Source organism: Stenotrophomonas sp. 05N37 (assembly GCF_056397365.1).
In genome coordinates this window covers 985,063-1,005,644 of the sequence record NZ_JBFTNG010000001.1, presented here as the reverse complement: position 1 = coordinate 1,005,644, position 20,582 = coordinate 985,063, and the positions used below count along the sequence as shown (strand labels likewise).

At 68.6% G+C, this 20,582-nt stretch carries 16 protein-coding genes; 11 read left to right on the top strand and 5 right to left on the bottom strand.

The window, feature by feature from the left end; translation table 11 throughout:
* Positions 1 to 28: 28 nt before the first annotated feature.
* On the top strand, positions 29 to 2,029 hold the full coding sequence (tkt, locus tag AC1DGC_RS04395) for a transketolase (RefSeq protein ID WP_259206486.1): 2,001 nt from the start codon (positions 29 to 31) through the stop codon (positions 2,027 to 2,029).
* 746 nt (positions 2,030 to 2,775) lie between these two features.
* On the opposite strand, the gene AC1DGC_RS04390 is transcribed toward tkt, so the two are convergent.
* Positions 2,776 to 4,734 carry an acetyl-CoA hydrolase/transferase C-terminal domain-containing protein gene (locus AC1DGC_RS04390; protein WP_478047287.1) on the bottom strand — a complete coding sequence of 653 codons (1,959 nt, stop codon included), beginning with the start codon at positions 4,732 to 4,734 and terminating at the stop codon, positions 2,776 to 2,778.
* A 31-nt stretch (positions 4,735 to 4,765) separates the two neighbouring features.
* Positions 4,766 to 5,323: a flavin reductase family protein gene (locus AC1DGC_RS04385; protein ID WP_478047286.1), complete on the bottom strand. Its 558-nt coding sequence runs from the start codon at positions 5,321 to 5,323 to the stop codon at positions 4,766 to 4,768.
* Between the two features lie 118 nt (positions 5,324 to 5,441).
* Here AC1DGC_RS04385 and AC1DGC_RS04380 point away from each other — a divergent pair, with 118 nt between their 5' ends.
* The 3 genes from AC1DGC_RS04380 to AC1DGC_RS04370 are packed head-to-tail and all read left to right on the top strand — an operon-like array spanning position 5,442 to position 7,598.
* The gene (locus AC1DGC_RS04380; protein WP_259206481.1) at positions 5,442 to 5,807 is read left to right on the top strand and encodes a BlaI/MecI/CopY family transcriptional regulator; all 366 of its coding nucleotides are present in this window, start codon (positions 5,442 to 5,444) and stop codon (positions 5,805 to 5,807) included.
* Entirely contained in the window at positions 5,800 to 7,035 is a 1,236-nt protein-coding gene (locus AC1DGC_RS04375) for a M56 family metallopeptidase (RefSeq protein WP_478047285.1), read from the top strand. The genes AC1DGC_RS04380 and AC1DGC_RS04375 overlap by 8 nt, the downstream gene beginning before the upstream one ends.
* Positions 7,032 to 7,598 carry a hypothetical protein gene (locus tag AC1DGC_RS04370; protein WP_449334671.1) on the top strand — a complete coding sequence of 189 codons (567 nt, stop codon included), beginning with the start codon at positions 7,032 to 7,034 and terminating at the stop codon, positions 7,596 to 7,598. The genes AC1DGC_RS04375 and AC1DGC_RS04370 overlap by 4 nt, the downstream gene beginning before the upstream one ends.
* 73 nt (positions 7,599 to 7,671) lie before the next feature.
* Here the strand turns inward: AC1DGC_RS04370 and AC1DGC_RS04365 are convergent, their stop codons facing one another.
* Positions 7,672 to 8,481 (bottom strand): MBL fold metallo-hydrolase, encoded by an 810-nt coding sequence (locus tag AC1DGC_RS04365; RefSeq protein WP_259206475.1) that lies wholly within the window; start codon positions 8,479 to 8,481, stop codon positions 7,672 to 7,674.
* A gap of 10 nt (positions 8,482 to 8,491) precedes the next feature.
* The gene (locus AC1DGC_RS04360; RefSeq protein ID WP_478047284.1) at positions 8,492 to 9,307 is read right to left on the bottom strand and encodes a S1/P1 nuclease; all 816 of its coding nucleotides are present in this window, start codon (positions 9,305 to 9,307) and stop codon (positions 8,492 to 8,494) included.
* 106 nt (positions 9,308 to 9,413) lie between these two features.
* On the opposite strand from AC1DGC_RS04360, the gene AC1DGC_RS04355 reads away from it, so the two are divergent.
* Complete coding sequence (locus AC1DGC_RS04355; protein WP_478047475.1) at positions 9,414 to 10,115, top strand: aspartate/glutamate racemase family protein; 702 nt, start codon at positions 9,414 to 9,416, stop codon at positions 10,113 to 10,115.
* A 571-nt stretch (positions 10,116 to 10,686) separates the two neighbouring features.
* Here the strand turns inward: AC1DGC_RS04355 and AC1DGC_RS04350 are convergent.
* Positions 10,687 to 11,316, bottom strand: a complete 630-nt coding sequence (locus tag AC1DGC_RS04350) for an OmpW/AlkL family protein (RefSeq protein ID WP_449334668.1) — start codon at positions 11,314 to 11,316, stop codon at positions 10,687 to 10,689.
* A 199-nt stretch (positions 11,317 to 11,515) separates the two neighbouring features.
* On the opposite strand from AC1DGC_RS04350, the gene gap reads away from it, so the two are divergent.
* The 6 genes from gap (at position 11,516) to pyk (ending at position 20,508) form a co-directional block, all read left to right on the top strand.
* Positions 11,516 to 12,520 (top strand): type I glyceraldehyde-3-phosphate dehydrogenase, encoded by a 1,005-nt coding sequence (gene gap / locus AC1DGC_RS04345; protein ID WP_259206470.1) that lies wholly within the window; start codon positions 11,516 to 11,518, stop codon positions 12,518 to 12,520.
* A 186-nt stretch (positions 12,521 to 12,706) separates the two neighbouring features.
* Positions 12,707 to 15,373 (top strand): DUF2339 domain-containing protein, encoded by a 2,667-nt coding sequence (locus tag AC1DGC_RS04340; RefSeq protein WP_478047283.1) that lies wholly within the window; start codon positions 12,707 to 12,709, stop codon positions 15,371 to 15,373.
* A 5-nt stretch (positions 15,374 to 15,378) separates the two neighbouring features.
* Positions 15,379 to 16,737, top strand: a complete 1,359-nt coding sequence (locus AC1DGC_RS04335; protein WP_478047474.1) for a DUF3999 domain-containing protein — start codon at positions 15,379 to 15,381, stop codon at positions 16,735 to 16,737.
* Between the two features lie 247 nt (positions 16,738 to 16,984).
* Positions 16,985 to 18,160 (top strand): phosphoglycerate kinase, encoded by a 1,176-nt coding sequence (locus tag AC1DGC_RS04330; RefSeq protein WP_259206468.1) that lies wholly within the window; start codon positions 16,985 to 16,987, stop codon positions 18,158 to 18,160.
* On the top strand, positions 18,160 to 18,828 hold the full coding sequence (locus AC1DGC_RS04325; RefSeq protein WP_394161256.1) for an HAD hydrolase-like protein: 669 nt from the start codon (positions 18,160 to 18,162) through the stop codon (positions 18,826 to 18,828). Before AC1DGC_RS04330 ends, AC1DGC_RS04325 begins: the two co-directional genes overlap by 1 nt.
* A 213-nt stretch (positions 18,829 to 19,041) precedes the next feature.
* On the top strand, positions 19,042 to 20,508 hold the full coding sequence (gene pyk, locus AC1DGC_RS04320; RefSeq protein WP_259206466.1) for a pyruvate kinase: 1,467 nt from the start codon (positions 19,042 to 19,044) through the stop codon (positions 20,506 to 20,508).
* Positions 20,509 to 20,582: the final 74 nt, after the last annotated feature.

Here is a 20,582-nt window from a genome sequence, read left to right as displayed (position 1 = left end):
GCGGCCGCCTCCCGATTCCGACAGAACCATGACGCAGCCTACCCGCCGCCAGTTGGCCAATGCCATCCGCTTCCTCGCCGCTGATGCGGTCGAAACCGCCAAGTCCGGGCATCCCGGCATGCCGATGGGCATGGCCGATATCGCCGAGGTCCTCTGGAACGACTATCTCCGTCACAACCCGAACAATCCGAAGTGGTTCAACCGCGACCGCTTCGTGTTGTCCAACGGCCACGGCTCGATGCTGCAGTACGCGCTGCTGCACCTGAGCGGTTACGACCTGCCGATCGAGCAGCTCAAGCAGTTCCGCCAGCTGGGCAGCAAGACCGCCGGCCACCCGGAACACCATGAAACCCCCGGCGTGGAGACCACCACCGGTCCGCTCGGCCAGGGCCTGGCCAACGCCGTGGGCTTCGCGCTCGCCGAGAAGTTGCTGGCACAGCGCTACAACCGCCCCGAGCACGAGATCGTCGACCACCGCACCTGGGTGTTCCTGGGCGACGGCTGCCTGATGGAAGGCATCTCGCACGAAGCCGCCTCGCTGGCCGGCACCTGGGGCCTGGGCAAGCTGGTCTGCTTCTGGGATGACAACCACATCTCCATCGACGGCAACACCGAAGGCTGGTTCACCGACAACACCCCCGAGCGTTTCGAAGCCTATGGCTGGAACGTGGTGCGCGGCGTCGATGGCCACGATCCGGAGAGCATCAAGGCCGCCATCGACAGCGCCCTGGCCCAGTTCGACAAGCCGACCCTGATCTGCTGCCGCACCACCATCGGCTTCGGTTCGCCGGGCAAGGCCGGCAAGGAATCCAGCCACGGCGCGCCGCTGGGCAAGGACGAGCTGGAGGCCACCCGCAAGCAGCTGGGCTGGAACTACGGTCCGTTCGAGATTCCCGAAGAGATCTACGCCGGCTGGCGTGCCGGCGGTACCGGCACCCTGCGCCAGGCCGAATGGGAACTGCAGTTCGACAAGTACGCCGCGCAGTTCCCGGCCGAAGCCGAAGAGCTGACCCGTCGTTCGCACGGTGAGCTGCCGGCCGATTTCATCGCCAAGGCCGATGCCTACATCGCCAAGGTCCAGGAAGAAGGCCAGACCATCGCCTCGCGCAAGGCCTCGCAGCTGGCGATCGAAGCGTTCGCGCCGCTGCTGCCGGAGCTGGTGGGCGGCTCGGCCGACCTGGCCCACTCCAACCTGACCCTGTGGAAGGCCAGCAAGTCGGTCGCCACCGATGACCCGAACGCCAACTACGTGTATTACGGCGTGCGCGAATTCGGCATGACCGCCATTGCCAATGGCCTGGCCCTGCATGGCGGGTTCATTCCCTTCGATGCCACCTTCCTGGTGTTCAGCGACTACGCCCGCAACGGCGTGCGCATGAGCGCGCTGATCCCGGCGCACGCCATCCACGTCTATACCCACGACTCGATCGGCCTGGGCGAAGACGGCCCCACCCACCAGCCGGTGGAGCACCTGGCCTCGCTGCGCTACATCCCCAACAACGATGTGTGGCGCCCGTGCGATGCGGTCGAGTCGGCGGTCAGCTGGAAGTCGGCGATCACCCGCACCGACGGCCCGAGCTGCCTGGTGTTCAGCCGCCAGAACCTGCCGCACCAGCCGCGCAGCACCGAGCAGGTCGCGCAGATCGCGCGCGGTGGCTACGTGCTGGCCGACGCCGAAGGCGGCGTGCCCGACGTGATCCTGATCGGTACCGGTTCGGAAGTGGGCCTGGCCGTGGCCGCCAAGGCCGAGCTGGATGCTGCCGGGATCAAGACCCGCGTGGTGTCCATGCCGTCCACCGACGTGTTCGATCGCCAGGACGCGGCGTATCGCGAGTCGGTGCTGCCCAACGCGGTGCGCAAGCGCGTGGCGGTGGAAGCCGGCGTCACCGGTTTCTGGCGCCAGTACGTGGGCCTGGACGGTGCGGTGGTCGGTATCGACACCTTCGGTGCCTCGGCCCCGGCCGAAGCGTTGTACAAGCACTTCGGCATCACCACGGACCACGTGGTGGCCGCTGCCAAGGCGCTCTGATGCACTGAGTGCCGTTGCAGGGTTTGCAGCAGAAGGCCGGGGATTTCCCCGGCCTTCTGCGTTTCCGGGAGAGCAGCCGAGCATGGCTCGGCTCTACCACCCCCCGATCGATGCACGGCCCGGGGTAGAGCCGAGCCATGCTCGGCTGCGCCAGACGACGGACGTCGTCACCCTGGGGACGATGCGAGGCTCGCCGGTAGAGCCGAGCCATGCTCGGCTGCGCCAGACGACGCGCGTTGTCACCCTTGGGACGATGCGCGGATCGCCGGTAGAGCCGAGCCATGCTCGGCTGCTCCAGACGACGCGCCTTGTCACCCTGGGGACGATGCGTGGCTCGCCGGTAGAGCCGAGCCACGCTCGGCTGCGCCAGACGATGCGCCTTGTCACCCTGGGGACGATGCGCGGATCACCGGTAGAGCCGAGCCATGCTCGGCTGCTCCAGACGATGCGCCTTGTCACCCTGGGGACGATGCGCGGATCGCCGGTAGAGCCGAGCCATGCTCGGCTGCGCCAGACGATGCGCCTTGTCACCCTGGGGACGATGCGTGGCTCGCCGGTAGAGCCGAGCCATGCTCGACTTCTCCAGACGATGCGCCTTGTCACCCTGGGGACGATGCGCGGCTCGCCGGTAGAGCCGAGCCATGCTCGGCTGCTCTAGACGACGCGCCTTGTCACCCTGGGGACGATGCGTGGCTCGCCGGTAGAGCCGAGCCATGCTCGGCTGCGCCAGACCACGCGCCCCGCGCTCAGGCGGCTGCCGTCCGCGCCAACGCCAACCGCACCAACCGCGCTTCGATCCGCTCGCCAAAACTCGCCGGTGCATCCAGTCCCATCCGCTGCAGGTACACCGCATCGCCATCGCCGGCCGGCTGGGTCAAGGCGGCCAGGACCGTGCGCAGCTTGCTGCCGCGCGTCTGCGTGTTCTGCTTCAACCAGCCCAAGGCCTTGACCAGGTGCTGTTCGACCTCGGTGAAGTCGCTGCCCAGCGGGTAGTCGGGCAACAGGCCCGAGTGGCGGAACGGGGCCAGCGCGGCACTGACGGCCGTGGCACTGTTGCGCCGTTGCCAGTGCTCGGGCGCGGCGAAGGCGGCGTCCAGCTTCTTCGATGCCTTGGCCGTCTGCAGCAGCTCCGCCTGGAAGGCCGCATCGGTGATCCCGGCCATGCCGATCACGCAGTCCTCGTCGGTGAGGTTGCGCAGGTCGGCAATGCCGTACTCGTTGATGTAGATGTCGCGCAGGTGCCGCGGGATGGTGGTGTGGCCGTAATTCCAGCGCACGTTGGACTGCAGCCGGCCCTTGTCCTCGCGCACGGCGCGGAACATCAACGCGCTGCGTGCCTCCGGCAGCGCGTGCGCCATCGCCACGAAGTTGTACTGGCCGCCCACGCCGGACACCACGCGGCCGTCTTCCAGGGCGTCGGATACTGCCGCGCCCAATGCGGTGGCGATCATGCACGAGTTGAAGAAGCGGGCGTGGCGGCGCTGCAGGCGTTCGAGCACTTCATCGCCGCCGTAGAGCTGGTTGATCTCGCTGATCCGGCGCATGCCGATGGCCCGGCGTTCGTCGTCGGGCAGGTCGCGCAGCCACTGGTAGAACTCCGGCGAGCCCAGGTAGAACGCACCATGCAGGTACTCGCCCTCGGCGGCGAGGGTGGCGTGGTCGATGGTCAGGGTGCTGCCGTTCTCGATGCGCTGCATCAGGGCCACGTCATCGTGCACCTTGCGCCGGATCACGCCGGTCTGGACGAGGCGGCGGAAACCTTCGTTGAGCATTTCGCTGCAGCCGTACAGGCCGATCTCGAACGGCTCCAGGCCACCGCATTCGCGCACGGTGGGGTGGCTGGACAGGGTCGGGTCGAGCGCGTGCAGCAGCTGCCGGTAGCGCGCGTTGTCGGTATGCCGCAGCACCAGCGCATGGCTGATCGCATCGGCGAGGGTGCCGATGCCGATCTGCAGCGTGCCACCGTCGCGGACCAGCGCGCTGGCGTACAGGCCGATGGCGTAGTCGGCGTCGCTCACCGGCTGCCGCGGCAGGCCGAACAGGTCGGGGTAGGGCGGTGGCGGGCTGATCACCAGGTCGAAGAAGCTCACATCCACCGTGGCCGAGCCGGCCAGGTACGGCAGCTGCGGGTCGATCTCGGCGATCATCAACGGGCGCGGCAGGCCGCGCGCGACCATCGCGTCCAGCGTGTCCTGGGTGATGTCGTTGTTGCACGACAGCGACAGCCGCCGGTCATCCGGGCGCACCGCCACCTTCTGCACGATCGCGTGCGGCGCGCGCTGGGCCACCGCATCGGCGGCGTGGGTGTAATTGAGGCTGGTGTAGCTGCGCTGTGCCTGCGAGGAAGTGAGCAGCGCGCCGGACTGCATGTAGAACTCCTCCACCTGCACGTGCGCGGGCAGGCGGTCGCGGGCAACGGCGTCGGCATAGGCCAGGCGCGGGAAATCCTCACCGAAGTGGCGCGCGGCGAACGGCGCCATGAAGCGCGCCTCCAGCCCGGTGCCGCTGGGCTTGGGCGGGTTCAACGACAGCGCGGTGTAGATCTGCAGCGGGCGCGACGGATCGTTCTCCACCCGCGCATACAGCGCGTTGAGCAACCGGTGCGGCTTGCCCAGCGCCAGCGGCGCGCCGATGCGCAACGGGCCCTCCACGCGCTGCAGCAGCCAGTCGGTCGCCGCGTCGAGGTCGGTGAGGTGTTCGGTCATCCAGCGCCATCCTGCAGGTATATGCGGGCCATTACAGCATCTCGGGCTTGAACAGACGGCGACGCGAGACTTCATCGCCGGACAGCATGAACTGGCCATCGCCCCGGTAGTGCACGGTGCGAGGCACCTTCGGCGTGCGCGCGACGTGCGCCTTGACCACCTCCCAGATGAACATGCCATGCCGCGAGACCTGGCTGCGGTCGGCCAGCCGGCACTCGAAGCTGGCATGGCACTGGGTCAAGAGCGGTGCCGCCACCGCGCTGGCGGCGACGGTGTCCAGGCCGAAGTGCTCGAACTTGTCGATCGCCGCGCCGCTGCTGTTGCCGATGCCCACGACGGTGTCGAGCATGGCGGCCGTGGGGACATTGATGACGCATTCGCCACTGCGGCGGATCAGCTCGAAGCTGTGGTTGCCGCTGGAAATCATGGTCGCCACCCGCGAGGGAGTGAATGCCAGCACCATGTGCCAGCCGAGCGTCATGACGTTGCGCTGGTCCTTCCAGGCCGAGGTGACCAGCACGATCGGGCCGGGTTCCAGGAAGCGGCGCACGTCCTCGACCGGATAGTCGAATTTTCGGTAGCGTCTCATCGAGGGCTCCGTGGGGCGTCGCCCGATGCTGGCAGCGAGGGGATGAACCGGCTGTCGAAGGGGTTGACACGGGCTTCGATTACGTGCGTAATCGCTCCGTCGATTACGGATGTAAATGATGAGCCAGATCAGCGAAGCGGAAGCCGTGGTGATGGATGTGCTCTGGGGCGAGCATCCGTTGGGTGCCGATGAGGTCGTGGCCGCGCTGGCCGGGCGTGGCTGGGCCGAACCCACCATCAAGACCTTGCTCAACCGGCTGCTCACCAAGGGCGCGATCAGTGCCAGCCGCGATGGGCGCCGCTACCTCTACTCGCCGGTACTGCAGCGCCAGGCCTGGGTGGCCGAGCAGAGCAGCGGCCTGCTGGACAAGCTGTTCGATGGCCGCGTGGCGCCGCTGGTCGCCCATTTCAGCCAGCGCGGGGAACTCAGTGCGCAGGACATCGCCGAGCTGAAGGCGCTTATCGAGGGACTGGACCATGACTGAGCTGCTCACCGGACTGATGCAGGCCAGCGTATGGCTGGCGATCGCGGTGCTGCTGCTGGCCGCGTCGCGCCCGTTGCTGCTGGCCTTGGGCGGGGCGGCGCTGGTCTATCGCAGCTGGTGGTGCGTGCCGGTGCTGCTGCTGACCTTGCACCTGCCGTTGCCGGTGGCACCGTTGGCCGATGCGCTGCCGATGCTTGCCGCCGCCGCGGCCTGGAGCGCGCCGGTCGTGGCCCCGGCCGCGCCTGCCTGGCCCTGGGTGCTGCTGGTGGCGTGGGCACTCGGTGCGCTGGGCAACGGCGCCGTCGCCTGGCGCGCGCAACGCCGCTTCGAGCGCGCCCTGGGCACGCTGCGGCCGCGTGCCGACGGCAGTTGGCAGGCCAGCGCCGATCCCGGCTTGCCCGCCCTGGTCGGCCTGTGGGCACCGCGCATCGTGGTGGGCCCGGGGTTCGAGGCGGATTTCAGCGCGGCCGAACAGGCCCTGATCCTGCAGCACGAGCGCAGCCATCGCCGCCATGGTGACCCGTGGGCCAACCTCGCACTCCTCGTGTTGCGCTGCGTGTTCTGGTTCCACCCGCTGTTGCCCTGGGCCGCGCGTCGTTTCCTGCGCGACCAGGAGCTGGCCTGCGATGCACGCACCATCGATCCACACCCGGCCCAGCGCCGGCTTTACGCCAACGCGCTGCTGAAGGCGCAGTTGGTCCACCCGGTTGCGCCGATGGCCTGCCACTGGCGCAGCCAACCGATGTTGAAGGAGCGTATTGCCATGTTGAAGGAACACAAGCGGAAGGCACTGCCGTGGATGACCGGGCAGGTGCTGGTGGTGGGGATGAGCCTGGGTCTGGCGGCGGTGGCGTGGGCCAGCAAGGGCGGGATCGACACCGCGTCGATCGAAGCGGACCCGGCGGCGCTGGCCAACCAGGCCAATACGGCCGCAGCCGTCGACGTGCCGGCCAAGACCCGCGACATGGCGCCGCCGAGCTATCCCAGCGCTGCGTTCGAGCAGGGTCTGTCGGGCAAGGTGGTGCTGCGGGTGGAGGTGGATGCCGAGGGCAAGGCCGGCGAGGTGCGCGTGCTCAGTTCCACGCCGGCCGGCGTGTTCGACGCGGCCTCGATCGCCGCGGCGAAAAAATGGACCTTCGAGCCGGCGCGCCGGGACGGCAAGGCGGTGGCCTCGGCGCTGAAGATCCCGATGACCTTCCAGATGAACGAGACGGGTCCGGCGCCGTGAGGCAGGCGCTCCCCCTGCTGGCCGTTGCGTGCCTGCTGGTCGGCTGCGCAAGCCGACCGTCGGTCACCACGGTGGACACCCGCAGCGAGAACGTGGCGCTACAGCGGCTGCACGCCGATGGCGGCGGAGGTGCAGGCCAGGTGCAGCCGTATCGGCTGCTGCCCAGCCAGGGCTACCGCATGCCGCAGTTGTACGCGGCGCAGGACCCGGTGGTCGGGGCACGCGACCCACGTCGCGAGCTGCCGCCCACCGTGGTGTGCCTGCAGGTGGTGGTAACGGCGGAAGGCAAGGTGGACCGCAGCGTGGCCCTGGCCGATCGCCCCGAATGCACCGCCGGCACCGCGGCGGAAAATGCGCCGTTGCTGCAGGCAGCGCAGGAGGCGGTGGCGCACTGGCTGTTTTCCCCGGCGGCGGTCTGTCACTACGCTGCCGGCGTCGTCCCCGACAACAAAGGGCATTGCGACGGCGCGCAGCGGATCGAGCCGGTGCCGGTAAGCCTGCTGTACGCCTTCACGTTTGAAATCGTGCACGGCCAGCACACGGTGCATAGCCAGGGGCGCTGAGCACCGTCGTGGCGGCCGGTGGCCGGCAACCGCATGAACCGATCATCGCGGGGTGGAAGGCCAGCTGCCGACACTAGGATCGGCCGGGGCCGCCCTGGATATTGGCTTTCACCGAGGGATGCATCAGTTTCGGCTCGGCCAGCGTTGCATCACGGGCCCGCCGCGTGGCGACGAAGTCGGCTTCGCTGACGCCCTCAGCCAGGTGGATGTTGCGCGCGCGCTGTGCACCGATGGTGGTTTCGTTGGCGACCTCGCGACCACCCGGGCCGTAGTCGTGGCAGATGAACACGCGGGTGGCGTCGGGAAGGGCCAGCAGGCGCTGGATCGAGCGGTACAACTGTGCGGCATCGCCGCCCGGGAAGTCGCAGCGGGCGGTGCCGCCATCAGGCATGAACAGCGAGTCGCCGGTGAACAGCGCATCGCCGATGCGGTAGGCCACGCTGTCGCTGGTGTGGCCAGGCACGGCGATCACCTCTGCATCTACCGCGCCGAGCGCGAAGCGTTCGCCATCGGCGAACAGGTGGTCGAACTGCGAGCCGTCGGTGGGCACGTCGAGCGCATAGCGGGGGGCGAACGTGCGCTGTACCTGCACGATGCCGTTGCCCATCGCCAGCGTGGCCGCCGGCCAGTGCTGCTTGAGCCAGCGGCCGGCACTGACGTGGTCGGCGTGGGCGTGGGTTTCCAACAGCCAGCGCACCTGCAGGCCGCCGTCACGGACATGCGCGAGCAGCGGTTGCAGGGGCCCGGCGCCGAGTGCGTCGGTGTCCGGGTCGTAGTCCAGCACGGGGTCGATCACCGCCGCCTGCAGGGTCGCCGGATCGTGCACCACGTAGCTGAAGGTATGGCTGTCGGGGTGGAAGAAACTGGCGACGTGCAGTGACATGGGGGTGGCCTCAGCGTTTGCCCAGCGTGGCGTTGAGCAGCACCGCCAGGCGTTCGCCGGCCAGGCGCAGCTCCTGTTCCGCCATCGGGCGATAGGTCGCGGTGTATTCCGGACCCAGCGTACGCCTGGTCGGGTAAACGCCAGGTGCAATGGCGATACGGCAGCTGGCTTCGGCCCACTCGACCGCGTCGGTGGCGATGCTGGAGCGCTTGCCCACCTTGGGCGCGGGCAGGGCCATCAGGCGCTTGAAATACTGGTCGTCGTCCAGCTTCTGCTCGTTGAGCATGCCGCTGTCCCACAGCGAATGCAGGTTGGTGCCCCGGTTGTTGAACTGCACCTGGAAGTCGTTGCCGCCCTTGTCATGGCCGTACCCGGCGTGCATCGGCTGGTGGATGTCACCGGCGAAGTGGACGACGAACTTCAGCGCCTGGGCGCGTTCGGCATCGGACTTGCTGCGGTCGCCGAGGATGGCGGTCTGGGCCTTGAGCGCCTCGACCACGCAGTTGCCATCGGTGCAGTGCTTCTGCACCTGGTAGTGGCAGTCGTCCTCGCCGATGTTGACGTAGTGCCAGCCCGCCGAGCGCTTGCCCAGGCCCGGGTCCTTGGCGCGCAGCTGGTCGGCCCACGGGGCGATGGCATGCATGGTGGGGTCCGGCTCGCCGGCCAGCAGGCGATCCACGTCGGCCTGGGCCTGTGGGGTGAGCCGGGTTTCGGCGATGCGGGCGACCAGCCGGTGGCCTTGCGCGCCCCAGGCCAGGGCGTCGGTGGAGACGAAGGTGAGGGCCAGCGCGAGGGCAGTGGCGGGGAGCAGGGAGGCAATTTTCATCGCCCGCATTCTAGCGGGCTGCCCGCGGGCGCGGCTTGGCCGGATCTGGCCGGCGGCGTGCTGGCGGCGGTACGCTGGGCGCTGGATCGACGGCGGGAGCGGCGGGGTGCAGAAGGTCTTGGGGCTGATCGGCGGGATGAGCTGGGAGAGTTCGGCGCACTACTACCGGATGATCAACGAGCAGGTGCGCGATGCGCTGGGCGGCATGCATTCGGCGCGGATGCTGCTGTGGTCGTTCGATTTCGCCGACATCGAGGCCATGCAGCGCGCCGGGGACTGGACGGCGGCGACGCAGGCGATGGTGGAGGTGGCACGGCGGCTGGAGGGCGCGGGCGCGACGGCGGTGGTGATCTGCACCAACACGATGCACCGGATGGCCGAGGAGGTGCAGGCGGCGATCGACGTGCCGCTGCTGCACATCGCCGATCCGGTGGGTGAGGCGATCCGGGCGTTGGGGCTGACGCGGGTGGGCCTGCTCGGGACGGCTTTCACGATGGAGCAGGATTTCTACCGGGTGCGGTTGGCGCAGCGGTATGGGCTGGAGGTGCTCATACCGGAGGCGGACGACCGCGCACAGGTGCATCGGATCATCTACGAGGAACTGGTGCAGGGACAGGTGCTGGATGCATCGCGCGAGGTGTACCGGGCGGTGATGCAGCGTCTGGTGGATAACGGCGCGCAGGCGGTGATCCTCGGCTGCACGGAGATCATGCTGCTGGTGGGCGATGACGATGCAACCGTGCCGTTGTTCGATACGGCGGCCCTGCATGCGCAGGCGGCGGCACAGCACCTGCTCTCCTCCCCGTAGAGCCACCCCATGGGTGGCTGCTCGCAGCGCCGGATCGAACAAAGGTGCTCCACCCATCCGCATGGCGCGCTGTGGACCCTTGCTGGCGCGCGGCGGTCGGTGGGTCGGGGGCTGGGGCCCTATGCCCTTTCCGGCGAATGTCCTCCGGCGTCGGCCTGCGGCCGCCCCCTCCTCCTTTATTTCGCCTCCAAGGGCATAGGGCCCCAGCCCCCGACCCACCGACGGCCATCAAAAAAGCCGGGCGCCTCACCTGCGCCGCAAGCCGAGCCCCGTAGCGGTCGGTAGGCTCCTGGGCAAAATAAAGGAGGCGGCCGCTTGGCGGCCGGGGGACATTTGCACCAGGAGCCTACCGGCCGCTACGGGGCCCTCATGCTCGCGACAACGCCGATCGGAGACGCCAGCCGATCACTCTGCACACCCGGCAACACGCGTAGCGCCTCAAGCCATCTGCCACGCCCTGTGGAGCAGGACGCAACTTCCCTTGCGAGAAGCGCAAAAAAAATCCCCGGCCGAAGCCGGGGAAAAACGCTTGCTGCGAGGGGTGTTGCGCTGTTGGGTTCCGATCCGCCGATCAGAACTTGAACACGTAGGACACGCCGTAAGCCAGCGGGTCGATGTTGACCGTACCGATCTTTTCGCCGTTGAGCTTGACCTTGCTGTCGATGTCCATCCAGCGCACATCGACGCGCAGCGCGCCCTTGTCGCTGATCGCGACGTCCAGGCCCGCATGCGCGGCCAGGCCCCAGGAGTCGTCCAGCTTCAGTTTGTTGCCGGCCAGCGCGCCGCCGGTCTTCTCGCTGAAGAACGTGGTGTAGTTGATACCCGCGCCAACGAACGGGGACACCTTGCCCTTGCTGTTGAAGTGGTACTGCAGCGAGATCACCGGCGGCAGGTGCTTGGTGCTGCCCACGTTGCCCAGGCCGGCGATGTTGATGTCGTGCTTGAACGGCAGCGCGGCCAGCAGCTCGATGCCCAGGTTGTCGGCGATGAAGTATTCACCGGTGATGGTCGGCTTGATGTCGTTGTCGACGTCCACCTTCAGGGTGCCACCGGCCAGCGAGCCGTTGTTGGACTTCGGGGCGACCTGGTGCACGCCGGCACTGATGGTCCAGTCGCCCTTGGACTGGGCCATGGCCGGCGCGGCGGCCAGGGCGAGCGCGGCGGCCAGGCTGGCCAGCAGGAGGGGGGAGGTATTGCGCATGAGGGTGTCTCGTTGCGGGTGGAATGGGGCAAGTTTTCCCTTGCCGGGCCGGGCGCGCCTTGATCCGGATCAATCCACGGGCCGGGCCGTGTAACCGCTTCCGATTTATCGCCCGGGGGCCTGCCCCGGTTCGGCCCTGCTAGAATGGGTATCCCTTTCCATCGGCGCCGCACCGTCGCGGCTGCAGGAGCGTGTGAACATGGCAATCAAGGTTGGCATCAACGGTTTCGGTCGCATCGGTCGCAACGTGCTGCGTTCGGCCGTGCTGAATTTCGGCAATGACATCGAAATCGTCGCCATCAACGATCTGCTGGAGCCGGACTACCTGGCCTACATGCTGAAGTACGACTCCGTGCACGGCCGCTTCAAGGCCGACGTCGAGGTGTCCGGCAGCGACCTGCTGGTCAACGGCAAGAAGATCCGCCTGACCCAGGAGCGCGACCCGGCCAACCTGAAGTGGGACGAGGTCGGCGTGGACGTCGTCATCGAATCCACCGGCCTGTTCCTGACCAAGGACACCGCGCAGAAGCACATCGACGCGGGCGCCAAGAAGGTGATCCTGTCGGCGCCGTCCAAGGACGACACCCCCATGTTCGTGTTCGGCGTGAACGACAAGACCTACGCCGGCCAGGCCATCGTTTCCAACGCCTCGTGCACCACCAACTGCCTGGCCCCGCTGGCCAAGGTCATCAATGACAAGTGGGGCATCAAGCGCGGCCTGATGACCACCGTGCATGCGGCCACCGCCACCCAGAAGACCGTCGATGGCCCGTCCAACAAGGACTGGCGCGGTGGCCGTGGCATCCTGGAAAACATCATTCCGTCCTCCACCGGCGCAGCCAAGGCCGTCGGCGTGGTGATCCCGGAATTGAACAAGAAGCTCACCGGCATGAGCTTCCGCGTGCCGACCTCGGACGTGTCGGTGGTCGACCTCACCGTCGAGCTGGAAAAGGAAGCCACCTACGCCGAGATCTGCGCCGAAGTGAAGGCACAGAGCGAAGGCGCGCTGAAGGGCATCCTGGGCTATACCGAAGACAAGGTCGTGGCCACCGACTTCCGTGGCGAGACCCACACCTCGGTGTTCGATGCCGACGCCGGCATCGCCCTGGACAGCACCTTCGTCAAGCTGGTGTCCTGGTACGACAACGAGTGGGGCTACTCCAACAAGTGCCTGGAAATGGCCAAGGTTGTCGCCGCCAAGTAAGCGCGGCACGCCAGCGCTGAACACCGCGAACCCCGGCCCCGTGCCGGGGTTCGTCGTTTGTGGGCCCTGGCATGCCGGGCAGGGGGGGGCACCCCGCAGCCGCCGCCGATCCATTAGCATGGCCGCGTGCCACCGGCATGGCGTCGGCAGGATGCCGCCGGGGCTCCCCTTTGAGGATGGCGTGGAATGGAAGCTCTGATTGTCCTGCTGGCGGTGGTGGTACTGCTGATCCCGGTGTTGCTGGTGGTGGCGTTGGTGATGATCGCCGGCCTGCGCCGGCGCGTGTCCGCGCTGGAAAGCCAGCAGTTCCCCGCCAGTGCGCGGCCATCGGCCGAAGTGCCGGTCAGCACGCCGCTGGGCTGGGCCGAGACTCCCTATCGCGCGCCGCCGCCAGCGGCCGCCGAACCGCCACCCGAACCGGCGGTGATGGCCGCGCCATTGGCCGCGGCCCCGGAGCCGCCCCGTCGTCCGCCGCCGTTGCCGGCGTCCGCACCCATACCGGTGGCGGCCAGTGCCCCCGTCCCGCCCGCACCGCCACAGGGCCCGGGCATCGGCGAACGGATCATCGGTGCGATCAAACACTGGTTCACCGAGGGCAACGTGCCGGTCAAGATCGGCATGCTGGTGCTGCTGGCCGGCGTTGCCGCGCTGCTCAAGTACGCCAGCGACCAGGGCTGGTTGAACGCGCCCATCGAGCTGCGTCTGGCTGCGATCGCCGCGGGTGCGCTGGCGGGGCTGGTGTTCGGCTGGATCCAGCGCGATCGCCGGCGCCTGTTCGCGCTGGCCCTGCAGGGCGGGGCGATTGGCATCCTGCTGCTGACGATCTTCGCCGCGTTCAAGCGCTACGACCTGATCGAGGCGCTGCCCGCGTTTGCGATGAGCGTGCTGCTGATCGCCGGCATGGGCGTGCTGGCGGTGGTGCAGAACTCGCGCACGCTGGCGGTGCTGGGCATCCTGGCCGGCTTCATGGCGCCGATCTGGCTGTCCACCGGCAGTGGCAACCATGTCGCGCTGTTCTCCTATTACGCCGTGCTCAACGCCGCGATCCTGGCCATCGCCTGGTGGCGTCCGTGGCGGGTGCTCAACCTGCTCGGGTTTGCCTTCACCTTCGGCATCGGCACCGCCTGGGGCGTGCTGCAGTACAACGCCGACAAGTTCAGCAGTACCGAGCCGTTCCTGCTGCTGTTCTTCGCCTTCTACCTGCTGATTCCGATCCTGTACGCGCGGCGCCAGCCGGCGGAGAGGCGCGATCTCGTCGATGGCAGCCTGGTGTTCGGCACGCCCCTGATCGCGTTCTCGCTGCAGGCCGGCATGCTGCACGATGACCGCCTGCTGCTGGCACTGTGCGCGCTGGGGCTGGCCGCGTTGTATGCGGTGCTCGGCTGGGCGCTGATCCGCCGCGCGCGCTATGCCGCGCTCGGCCAGTCGCACGCGGTATTGGCGGTGGGCTTTGCCACGCTGGCGGTGCCGCTGGCGCTGTCGGCGCGTGCCACCGCCAGCGTGTTCGCGCTGGAAGGTGCCGGGCTGGTGTGGCTGGGCCTGCGCCAGAAGCGCTGGCTGCCGCAGATTGCCGGCGCACTGCTGCAGCTGGGCGCGGCCTTCGGGTTCGTGGTGGGCGCCGACTACTGGCACGCCGATGCCACCGCGATCGCCAACCCGACCTTCATGAGCGGGCTGCTGCTGGCACTGGCCGGCTTCGCCTCGGCCGCCTGCTACCGAAGGGCACGCCAGGATTCGCCGGCCGTCGTCTACTACCTGTGGGGCCTGGTGTGGTGGCTGGGCGGTATCGCCCACGAGGTCGGTCGCTTCGTGGCACGCGACAGCCGTCCCGACGCGCTGCTGATCGCGGTCGCGGTCACCGCCTGGCTTGCCGCCGAGTGGCATCGCCGCGCGCCGGCCCGCGCGCTGGTGCTGACCACGCTGGCCATGCTGCTCAGCGCCTTCCCGCTGGTGCTGTGGCAGGGTGAGGCGCACCAGCAGCCCTTCGCCGGCTATGGCGCGCTGGCCTGGGCGGTGTTCGCCGTGCTCGGCGTGCGCAGCCTGTGGTGCCTGCGTGGCGGCCAGGACCGCACCGCGCTCGCGGCGCAGTTCACCTGGTGGCTGCTGTGGCCGACGGTGGTCTCGCTGGCCTGCATGTGGCTGGCCGACCGCTTCGCGCTGGCGCAGGGCTGGTCGGTGGCGCTGGCGCTGCTGCCCTGGCTGCTGGTCACCGCCACCGCGCTGCTGCGCTGGCCGTGGCTGGCGCTGCCGCTGGGTGCGCGCTTCGACCCACTGCGCACCGCGCTGGGCACCACGCTGTTCGCGGTGCTGGGCGTGAGCTGGCTGTGCCTGCTGGCCGCGCGTGGCGCCGCCGCCCCATTGCCGTGGGTGCCGCTGCTCAACCCGATGGAACTGGCGCAGCTGGCCGTGCTGGCGCTGGCCGCGCGCTGGCTATGGGTGGGGCCAGCGCCGTCGGGCGTGCGCAGCATGCGCGTGCCGTTGCTGGCGATCGCCGGCTTCATCCTGCTCACCAGCACCACCCTGCATACCGTGCACCACTGGGGTGCGGTGCCGTGGAACGACGCGCTGTGGTCCTCCACGCTGGCCCAGACCAGCCTGACCGTGGTCTGGAGCGTGCTGGGCGTGATCAGCTGGGTATGGGGCTCGCGCCGCGGCCAGCGCATCCTGTGGCTGGTCGGTGCGGTGTTGATGGGCGTGGTACTGGCCAAGCTGGTGCTGATCGACCGCCAGCACCTGGGCAACCTGCTGGGCATTTCCTCCTTCATCGCCTACGGCCTGCTGTGCACGGTCGTGGGTTACCTCGCGCCGGCGCCGCCGCGCGCACCGGAACCCTCCGTGGAGCCACATCCGTGAACCGAATGCGCATCCTGATCGCGGCGCTGTCGCTGGCCGTTCTTCCGTCCCTGGCACTGGCCGCCGACGCGCGGCAGGCGTATCGCCAACAGTGGCCATTGCAGTTGTCGCAGCCGCAGGCCGGTGCGTACCGGGTCCTGCTGGACGAGGCGGTGTACCGCAGTGCGGTGTCGCCCCAGCTGGCCGACGTGCAGGTGTTCAATGCCCAGGGCCAGGCACTGCCGACGACCCTGCTGGCGGCCGACCAGCCGCTGGCACGCGAGGCGCACTGGCAGACGCTGACGTGGTTCCCGTTGCCGGCGCTGGCGGGCGCGGCCGCCGATGACCTGCAGCTGCTGACCGAGCGCAATACCGACGGCAGCGTGCGCCGGGTGGAAGCGCGCCTGGGGCGCAGCGGCGCGGCCAGCACGCAGGCGGCCGGTTGGCTGGTCGATGCCAGTGCGTTGCAGGTGGGCGTGCAGGCGCTTCGGTTGGACTGGCAGACGCAGACGGCGTTGCAGGCGCGGGTGCGGGTGGAGGCCAGCGACGACCTGCGGCAGTGGCAGCGCATCACCGACGAGGTGCCGCTGGTGGATTTGCAGCACGATGGGAAGCGGCTGCAGCAGCGGCGCATCGAGATCGGGCACCAGGCAAAGTACTTCCGGATCCTGCCGATGGGCGCCGACGCGCTGCCGGCATTGTCGGCGGTGCAGGCCGAGCTGGTGCCGGCGGCGCAGTCGATCGACTGGCGCTGGCAGTCGCTGACGGGCATGGCGGGCAAGCCGGGTGAGTTCGAGTACCGCCTGGAGGGTCGCTTTCCCATTGCCCAGGTGGACATCGCCACGGCCGACAACAGCGTGGTGCAGTGGACGTTGCTGAGTCGCGATGATGCCAACCAGCCGTGGCAGGTGCGCGCCGGTCCGTGGGTGGCCTATCAGGTGCAGGATGCGGCGCAGCGGCGTCAGTCGCAGACGCAGTCGTTGCCGGTGCCCAGTCGTGATCGTTACTGGAAGCTGGTGGCGGGGCAGGCGCAGCCGAGCGTGGCACCGACGTTGAAGCTGGGCTATCAGCCGGAAGCGCTGGTGTTCCTGAGCCAGGGCGCGGGGCCGTACAGCGTGGCAGCGGGCAGTGTGCGCGCGGCGCGCAGCGATGCGCCGGTGGGCACGGTGATCGCGCAGTTGCGTGAGCAGCAGGGGGCGCAGTGGCAGCCGGCACTGGCGACGTTGCAGGGGCCGGCGCAGGTGCTGGCCGGCGACGCGGCGGTGGCAGCGCAGCGCGACTGGAAGCGCTGGCTGCTGTGGGGGTTGCTGGTGCTGGGCGTACTGGTGGTGGGTGGTTTTGCGGTGAGCGTGCTGCGGCAGAAGCCGGGCGGTGCTGCGGGGTGACCGATCGGCCGGTTCCTGCGGCAAAGGCAGTGCAACGGCGTTGGAAGCAACGGCTTGGCAGCAGCGCCTTGGTGTCGCACCGTCCGGCGCGCTCGGCCTCCGGCTCCGGTCTAAACGTTGCTTCGGTATTGGCGTGCGCAATCCTGAAGAAAAAAGACCGGAAATTTGCGATGCGCCCGCGCAGCCGGGACAATGGGCGTCTGCGCCGTGCGCGGCGCCCTTTCCTTTTCCAGCCAAAGAGTTGCCCATGTCCATCGTTCGCATGACCGACCTCGATCTCTCCGGCAAGCGCGTGCTGATCCGCCAGGACCTCAACGTGCCGATCGAGAATGGCAGCATCACCTCCGAACAGCGCATCACTGCATCGCTGCCGACGCTGAAGCTGGCGCTGGAGAAGGGCGCGGCGGTGATGGTCATGTCGCACCTGGGTCGGCCGAAGGAAGGCGTGTGGAGCGACGCCGATTCGCTGGCGCCGGTGGCGCTGCGCCTGTCCAGCCTGCTTGGCGTGGACGTGCCGCTGGTGCGCGACTGGGTCGACGGCGTCGACGTCGCGCCGGGCTCGATCGTGCTGCTGGAAAACTGCCGCATGAATGTCGGCGAAGGCAAGGACGACGAAGCGCTGGCGAAGAAGTATGCCGCGCTGTGCGATGTGTTCGTGATGGATGCCTTCGGTACCGCGCACCGCGCGCAGGCCTCCACCCACGGCGTGATCCGCTTCGCCCCGGTCGCTGCTGGCGGCCCGCTGCTGATGGCCGAGCTGGATGCACTGGCCAAGGCCCTGCATGCCCCGGCAACGCCGCTGCTGGCGATCGTGGCCGGCAGCAAGGTAAGCACCAAGCTTGAGCTGCTCTCCAGCCTGGTCGGCAAGGTCGACCAGCTGATCGTCGGCGGCGGCATCGCCAACACCTTCATTGCGGCCGCCGGGCATCCGGTCGGCAAGTCGCTGTACGAGCCGGACCTGCTGGAGACGGCGAAGAAGATCGTCGCCGATGCCAAGGCGCGCGGCGCCGAGATCCCGCTGCCGACCGACGTGGTGGTGGCCAAGCAGTTCCTGCCCGATGCCGAGGCCACGGTGAAGGCGCTGGCCGATGTCGCCGAGGATGACCTGATCCTGGACATCGGCCCGGACACCGCCCGGCACTATGCCGGGTTGATCGCCAAGGCGGGCACCGTGGTCTGGAACGGCCCGGTCGGTGTGTTCGAGTTCGAGGCCTTCAGCCACGGCACCCAGGCGCTGGCGCAGGCGATTGCCGCCTCGCAGGCGTTCTCCATTGCCGGCGGCGGCGACACCCTGGCCGCGGTGGACAAGTACGACATCGCCGATCAGATCAGCTACATCTCCACCGGCGGCGGCGCGTTCCTGGAGTTCCTGGAAGGCAAGACCCTGCCGGCCGTGGCCGCGCTCGACGCACGGGGCGCCTGATGGGCACGCTGGGACGTTTCGCCGATCCCGGCCGGGACGTCCTGTTCTTCGACCTCGACGGCACGCTGATCGATTCGGCCGTCGGCATCACCCAGTGCGTGGCGCATGCGCTCACGCAGATGGGCCAGCCGGTGCCGCCGCAGGACGCGCTGCGGCGCTGGATCGGCCCGTCGCTGCGCACCAGCTTCGCGCCGCTGTTCGCCGATCCGGCCGATGTCGAGCAGGCGGTGACGTATTACCGCGAGCGTTTCGACGTGGTCGGCTGGCGTGAACACGCGGTCTACCCGCGCATCGGCGAGGTCGTGCAGGCGCTGCACGGCCGCGGCCACCGCATGGCCATCGTCACCGCCAAGAACGAGCCGCATGCGCGGCGCATCATCGACCACCTGCCGTTCGGCAGCTGCTTCGAGGACGTGATCGGGGCCACCCTCGACGGCAGCCGCAGCGAGAAGCCGCAGCTGGTGGCCGAGGCGCTGCAGCGGCTGTCGCTGGTCCCGCAGCAGTGCTGGATGATCGGCGACCGGCGCATGGATATCGCCGGTGCGCGTCATCACGCCATGCGCAATATCGGCGTGTTGTGGGGTTTTGGCGGGGCTGAAGAGCTGCAGGAAGCCGGTGCGCAGCATCTGGCCAACACGCCGGATGACCTGCTGACCGTGCTCGCCTGAGGCAGTCGGCGGCGTCCCGTACGCCGCCGCATGTCCTGCGCAAAGCCAATCGTGCCGGGGCTTGTCGCCATTCGCGCGTCAGCCGGTGTCCGCGCGGCAGTCCGATGCTGTCTGCGGGACATCGGACAAACCCAGACACCGCAAGGCTGTAAACGTATTCATGGGACGTGAAGGGTGTGCTAATTTCGATCCTTTCCCGGGAGCCCATTTACCATGATTGAGCGTCAGCGCCGTACCAAGATCCTTGCCACCCTCGGACCGGCAACCGACCCGCCGGGCGTGCTGGAGGATCTCTTCCGCGCCGGCGTGAACGTGGTTCGCCTCAACTTCAGCCACGGTGATCCGTCCGGCCAGGCCAAGCGCGCGGCCGACGTGCGCGCCGCCGCCCAGCGGGTGGGCGTGGAAGTGGGCATCCTGGCCGACCTGCCGGGCCCGAAGATCCGTATCGAACGGTTTGCCGAAGGCAAGATCCACCTCAAGGCGGGCGATCGCTTCGACCTGGTGGCCTCGCCCAACGCACCGGCTGGTGACACCACCCAGGTGGGGGTGAGCTACCTCGGCCTGCCGCAGGACGTGGTGGCCGGTGACGTGCTGCTGCTCGACGACGGCCTGATGCAGCTGCAAGTGATCGAGGTGCAGGGCGAGCGCATCATCAACACCGTGCTCAACGATGGCGTGCTGTCCGATCGCAAGGGCCTGAACAAGCAGGGCGGTGGCCTGTCGCTGGGCGCGCTGACCGAGCGCGACAAGGAACTGATCGGCATCGTGGCCAAGATTGGCGTGGACTTCATCGCCGTCTCGTTCTGCCGCAATGCGCAGGACATGAACGATGCGCGCGCCATCGCCGAATCGCACGGCTGCTACGCCGCGCTGGTCTCCAAGATCGAGCGCACCGAAGCCATCGAGAACCTGGAAGAGATCGTCGACGCCAGCGATGTGGTGATGGTGGCCCGTGGCGACCTCGGCGTGGAAATCGGCGATGCCGAACTGCCGGGCCTGCAGAAGAAGATCATCAAGGCCTCGCTGGCCCAGAACAAGGTGGTGATCACCGCCACGCAGATGCTGCAGTCGATGGTCGAAAGCCCGATCCCGACCCGTGCCGAAGTGCTGGACGTGGCCAACTCGGTCATCGACGGCACCGATGCGGTGATGCTGTCGGCCGAAACCGCCGCCGGCGCCTATCCGGTCAAGGCGGTCGAAGCGATGGCCCGCATCTGCCTGGGTGCCGAACGCCAGTTCCAGACCGAGACCGACTTCGGCGCCTCGCCGCGCAACCTCGAACGTGCCGACCAGGCCATCGCCATGGCGACCATGTTCCTGTCCCAGCACGTGGGCGTGCGCGCGATCGTGGCGATGACCGAATCCGGCGGCACCGCGCGCTACCTGTCGCGCTTCCGTGCCTCGGCGCCGGTGTTCGCGGTGACCCGCCATGACGGCGCCCGCCGCCAGATGGCGCTGATGCGCGATGTGTTCCCGATCAACTTCGACAGCCGCGGTTTCACCCCGCGCGAAGCCGCCCGCGGCAGCATCCGCCTGCTGGTGGAAGCCAACCAGCTGCAGGCCGGCGACCGCGTGGTGTTCACCAGCGGTGAGCACATGGAAACCCATGGCGCCACCAACACGCTGCGCCTGCTGGAAGTGGGCGAAGACGGGCGCGCCAGCGGCCTGGGCGACCTGTAACGGAACGGCCGGGCGACGCCCGGCGGTGCAGCACGCGGCGGCGCGGCGGAAACGTCGCGCCGTCCTTCATTGGG

Bases quoted from the DNA above. Each gene is read 5' to 3' on its own strand.
- tkt (WP_259206486.1), top strand. From the start codon at position 29: ATGACGCAGCCTACCCGCCGCCAGTTGGCCAATGCCATCCGCTTCCTC.
- AC1DGC_RS04390 (WP_478047287.1), bottom strand. From the start codon at position 4,734: ATGACCGAACACCTCACCGACCTCGACGCGGCGACCGACTGGCTGCTG.
- AC1DGC_RS04385 (WP_478047286.1), bottom strand. From the start codon at position 5,323: ATGAGACGCTACCGAAAATTCGACTATCCGGTCGAGGACGTGCGCCGC.
- AC1DGC_RS04380 (WP_259206481.1), top strand. From the start codon at position 5,442: ATGAGCCAGATCAGCGAAGCGGAAGCCGTGGTGATGGATGTGCTCTGG.
- AC1DGC_RS04375 (WP_478047285.1), top strand. From the start codon at position 5,800: ATGACTGAGCTGCTCACCGGACTGATGCAGGCCAGCGTATGGCTGGCG.
- AC1DGC_RS04365 (WP_259206475.1), bottom strand. From the start codon at position 8,481: ATGTCACTGCACGTCGCCAGTTTCTTCCACCCCGACAGCCATACCTTC.
- AC1DGC_RS04360 (WP_478047284.1), bottom strand. From the start codon at position 9,307: ATGAAAATTGCCTCCCTGCTCCCCGCCACTGCCCTCGCGCTGGCCCTC.
- AC1DGC_RS04350 (WP_449334668.1), bottom strand. From the start codon at position 11,316: ATGCGCAATACCTCCCCCCTCCTGCTGGCCAGCCTGGCCGCCGCGCTC.
- gap (WP_259206470.1), top strand. From the start codon at position 11,516: ATGGCAATCAAGGTTGGCATCAACGGTTTCGGTCGCATCGGTCGCAAC.
- AC1DGC_RS04340 (WP_478047283.1), top strand. From the start codon at position 12,707: ATGGAAGCTCTGATTGTCCTGCTGGCGGTGGTGGTACTGCTGATCCCG.
- AC1DGC_RS04335 (WP_478047474.1), top strand. From the start codon at position 15,379: ATGCGCATCCTGATCGCGGCGCTGTCGCTGGCCGTTCTTCCGTCCCTG.
- AC1DGC_RS04330 (WP_259206468.1), top strand. From the start codon at position 16,985: ATGTCCATCGTTCGCATGACCGACCTCGATCTCTCCGGCAAGCGCGTG.
- AC1DGC_RS04325 (WP_394161256.1), top strand. From the start codon at position 18,160: ATGGGCACGCTGGGACGTTTCGCCGATCCCGGCCGGGACGTCCTGTTC.
- pyk (WP_259206466.1), top strand. From the start codon at position 19,042: ATGATTGAGCGTCAGCGCCGTACCAAGATCCTTGCCACCCTCGGACCG.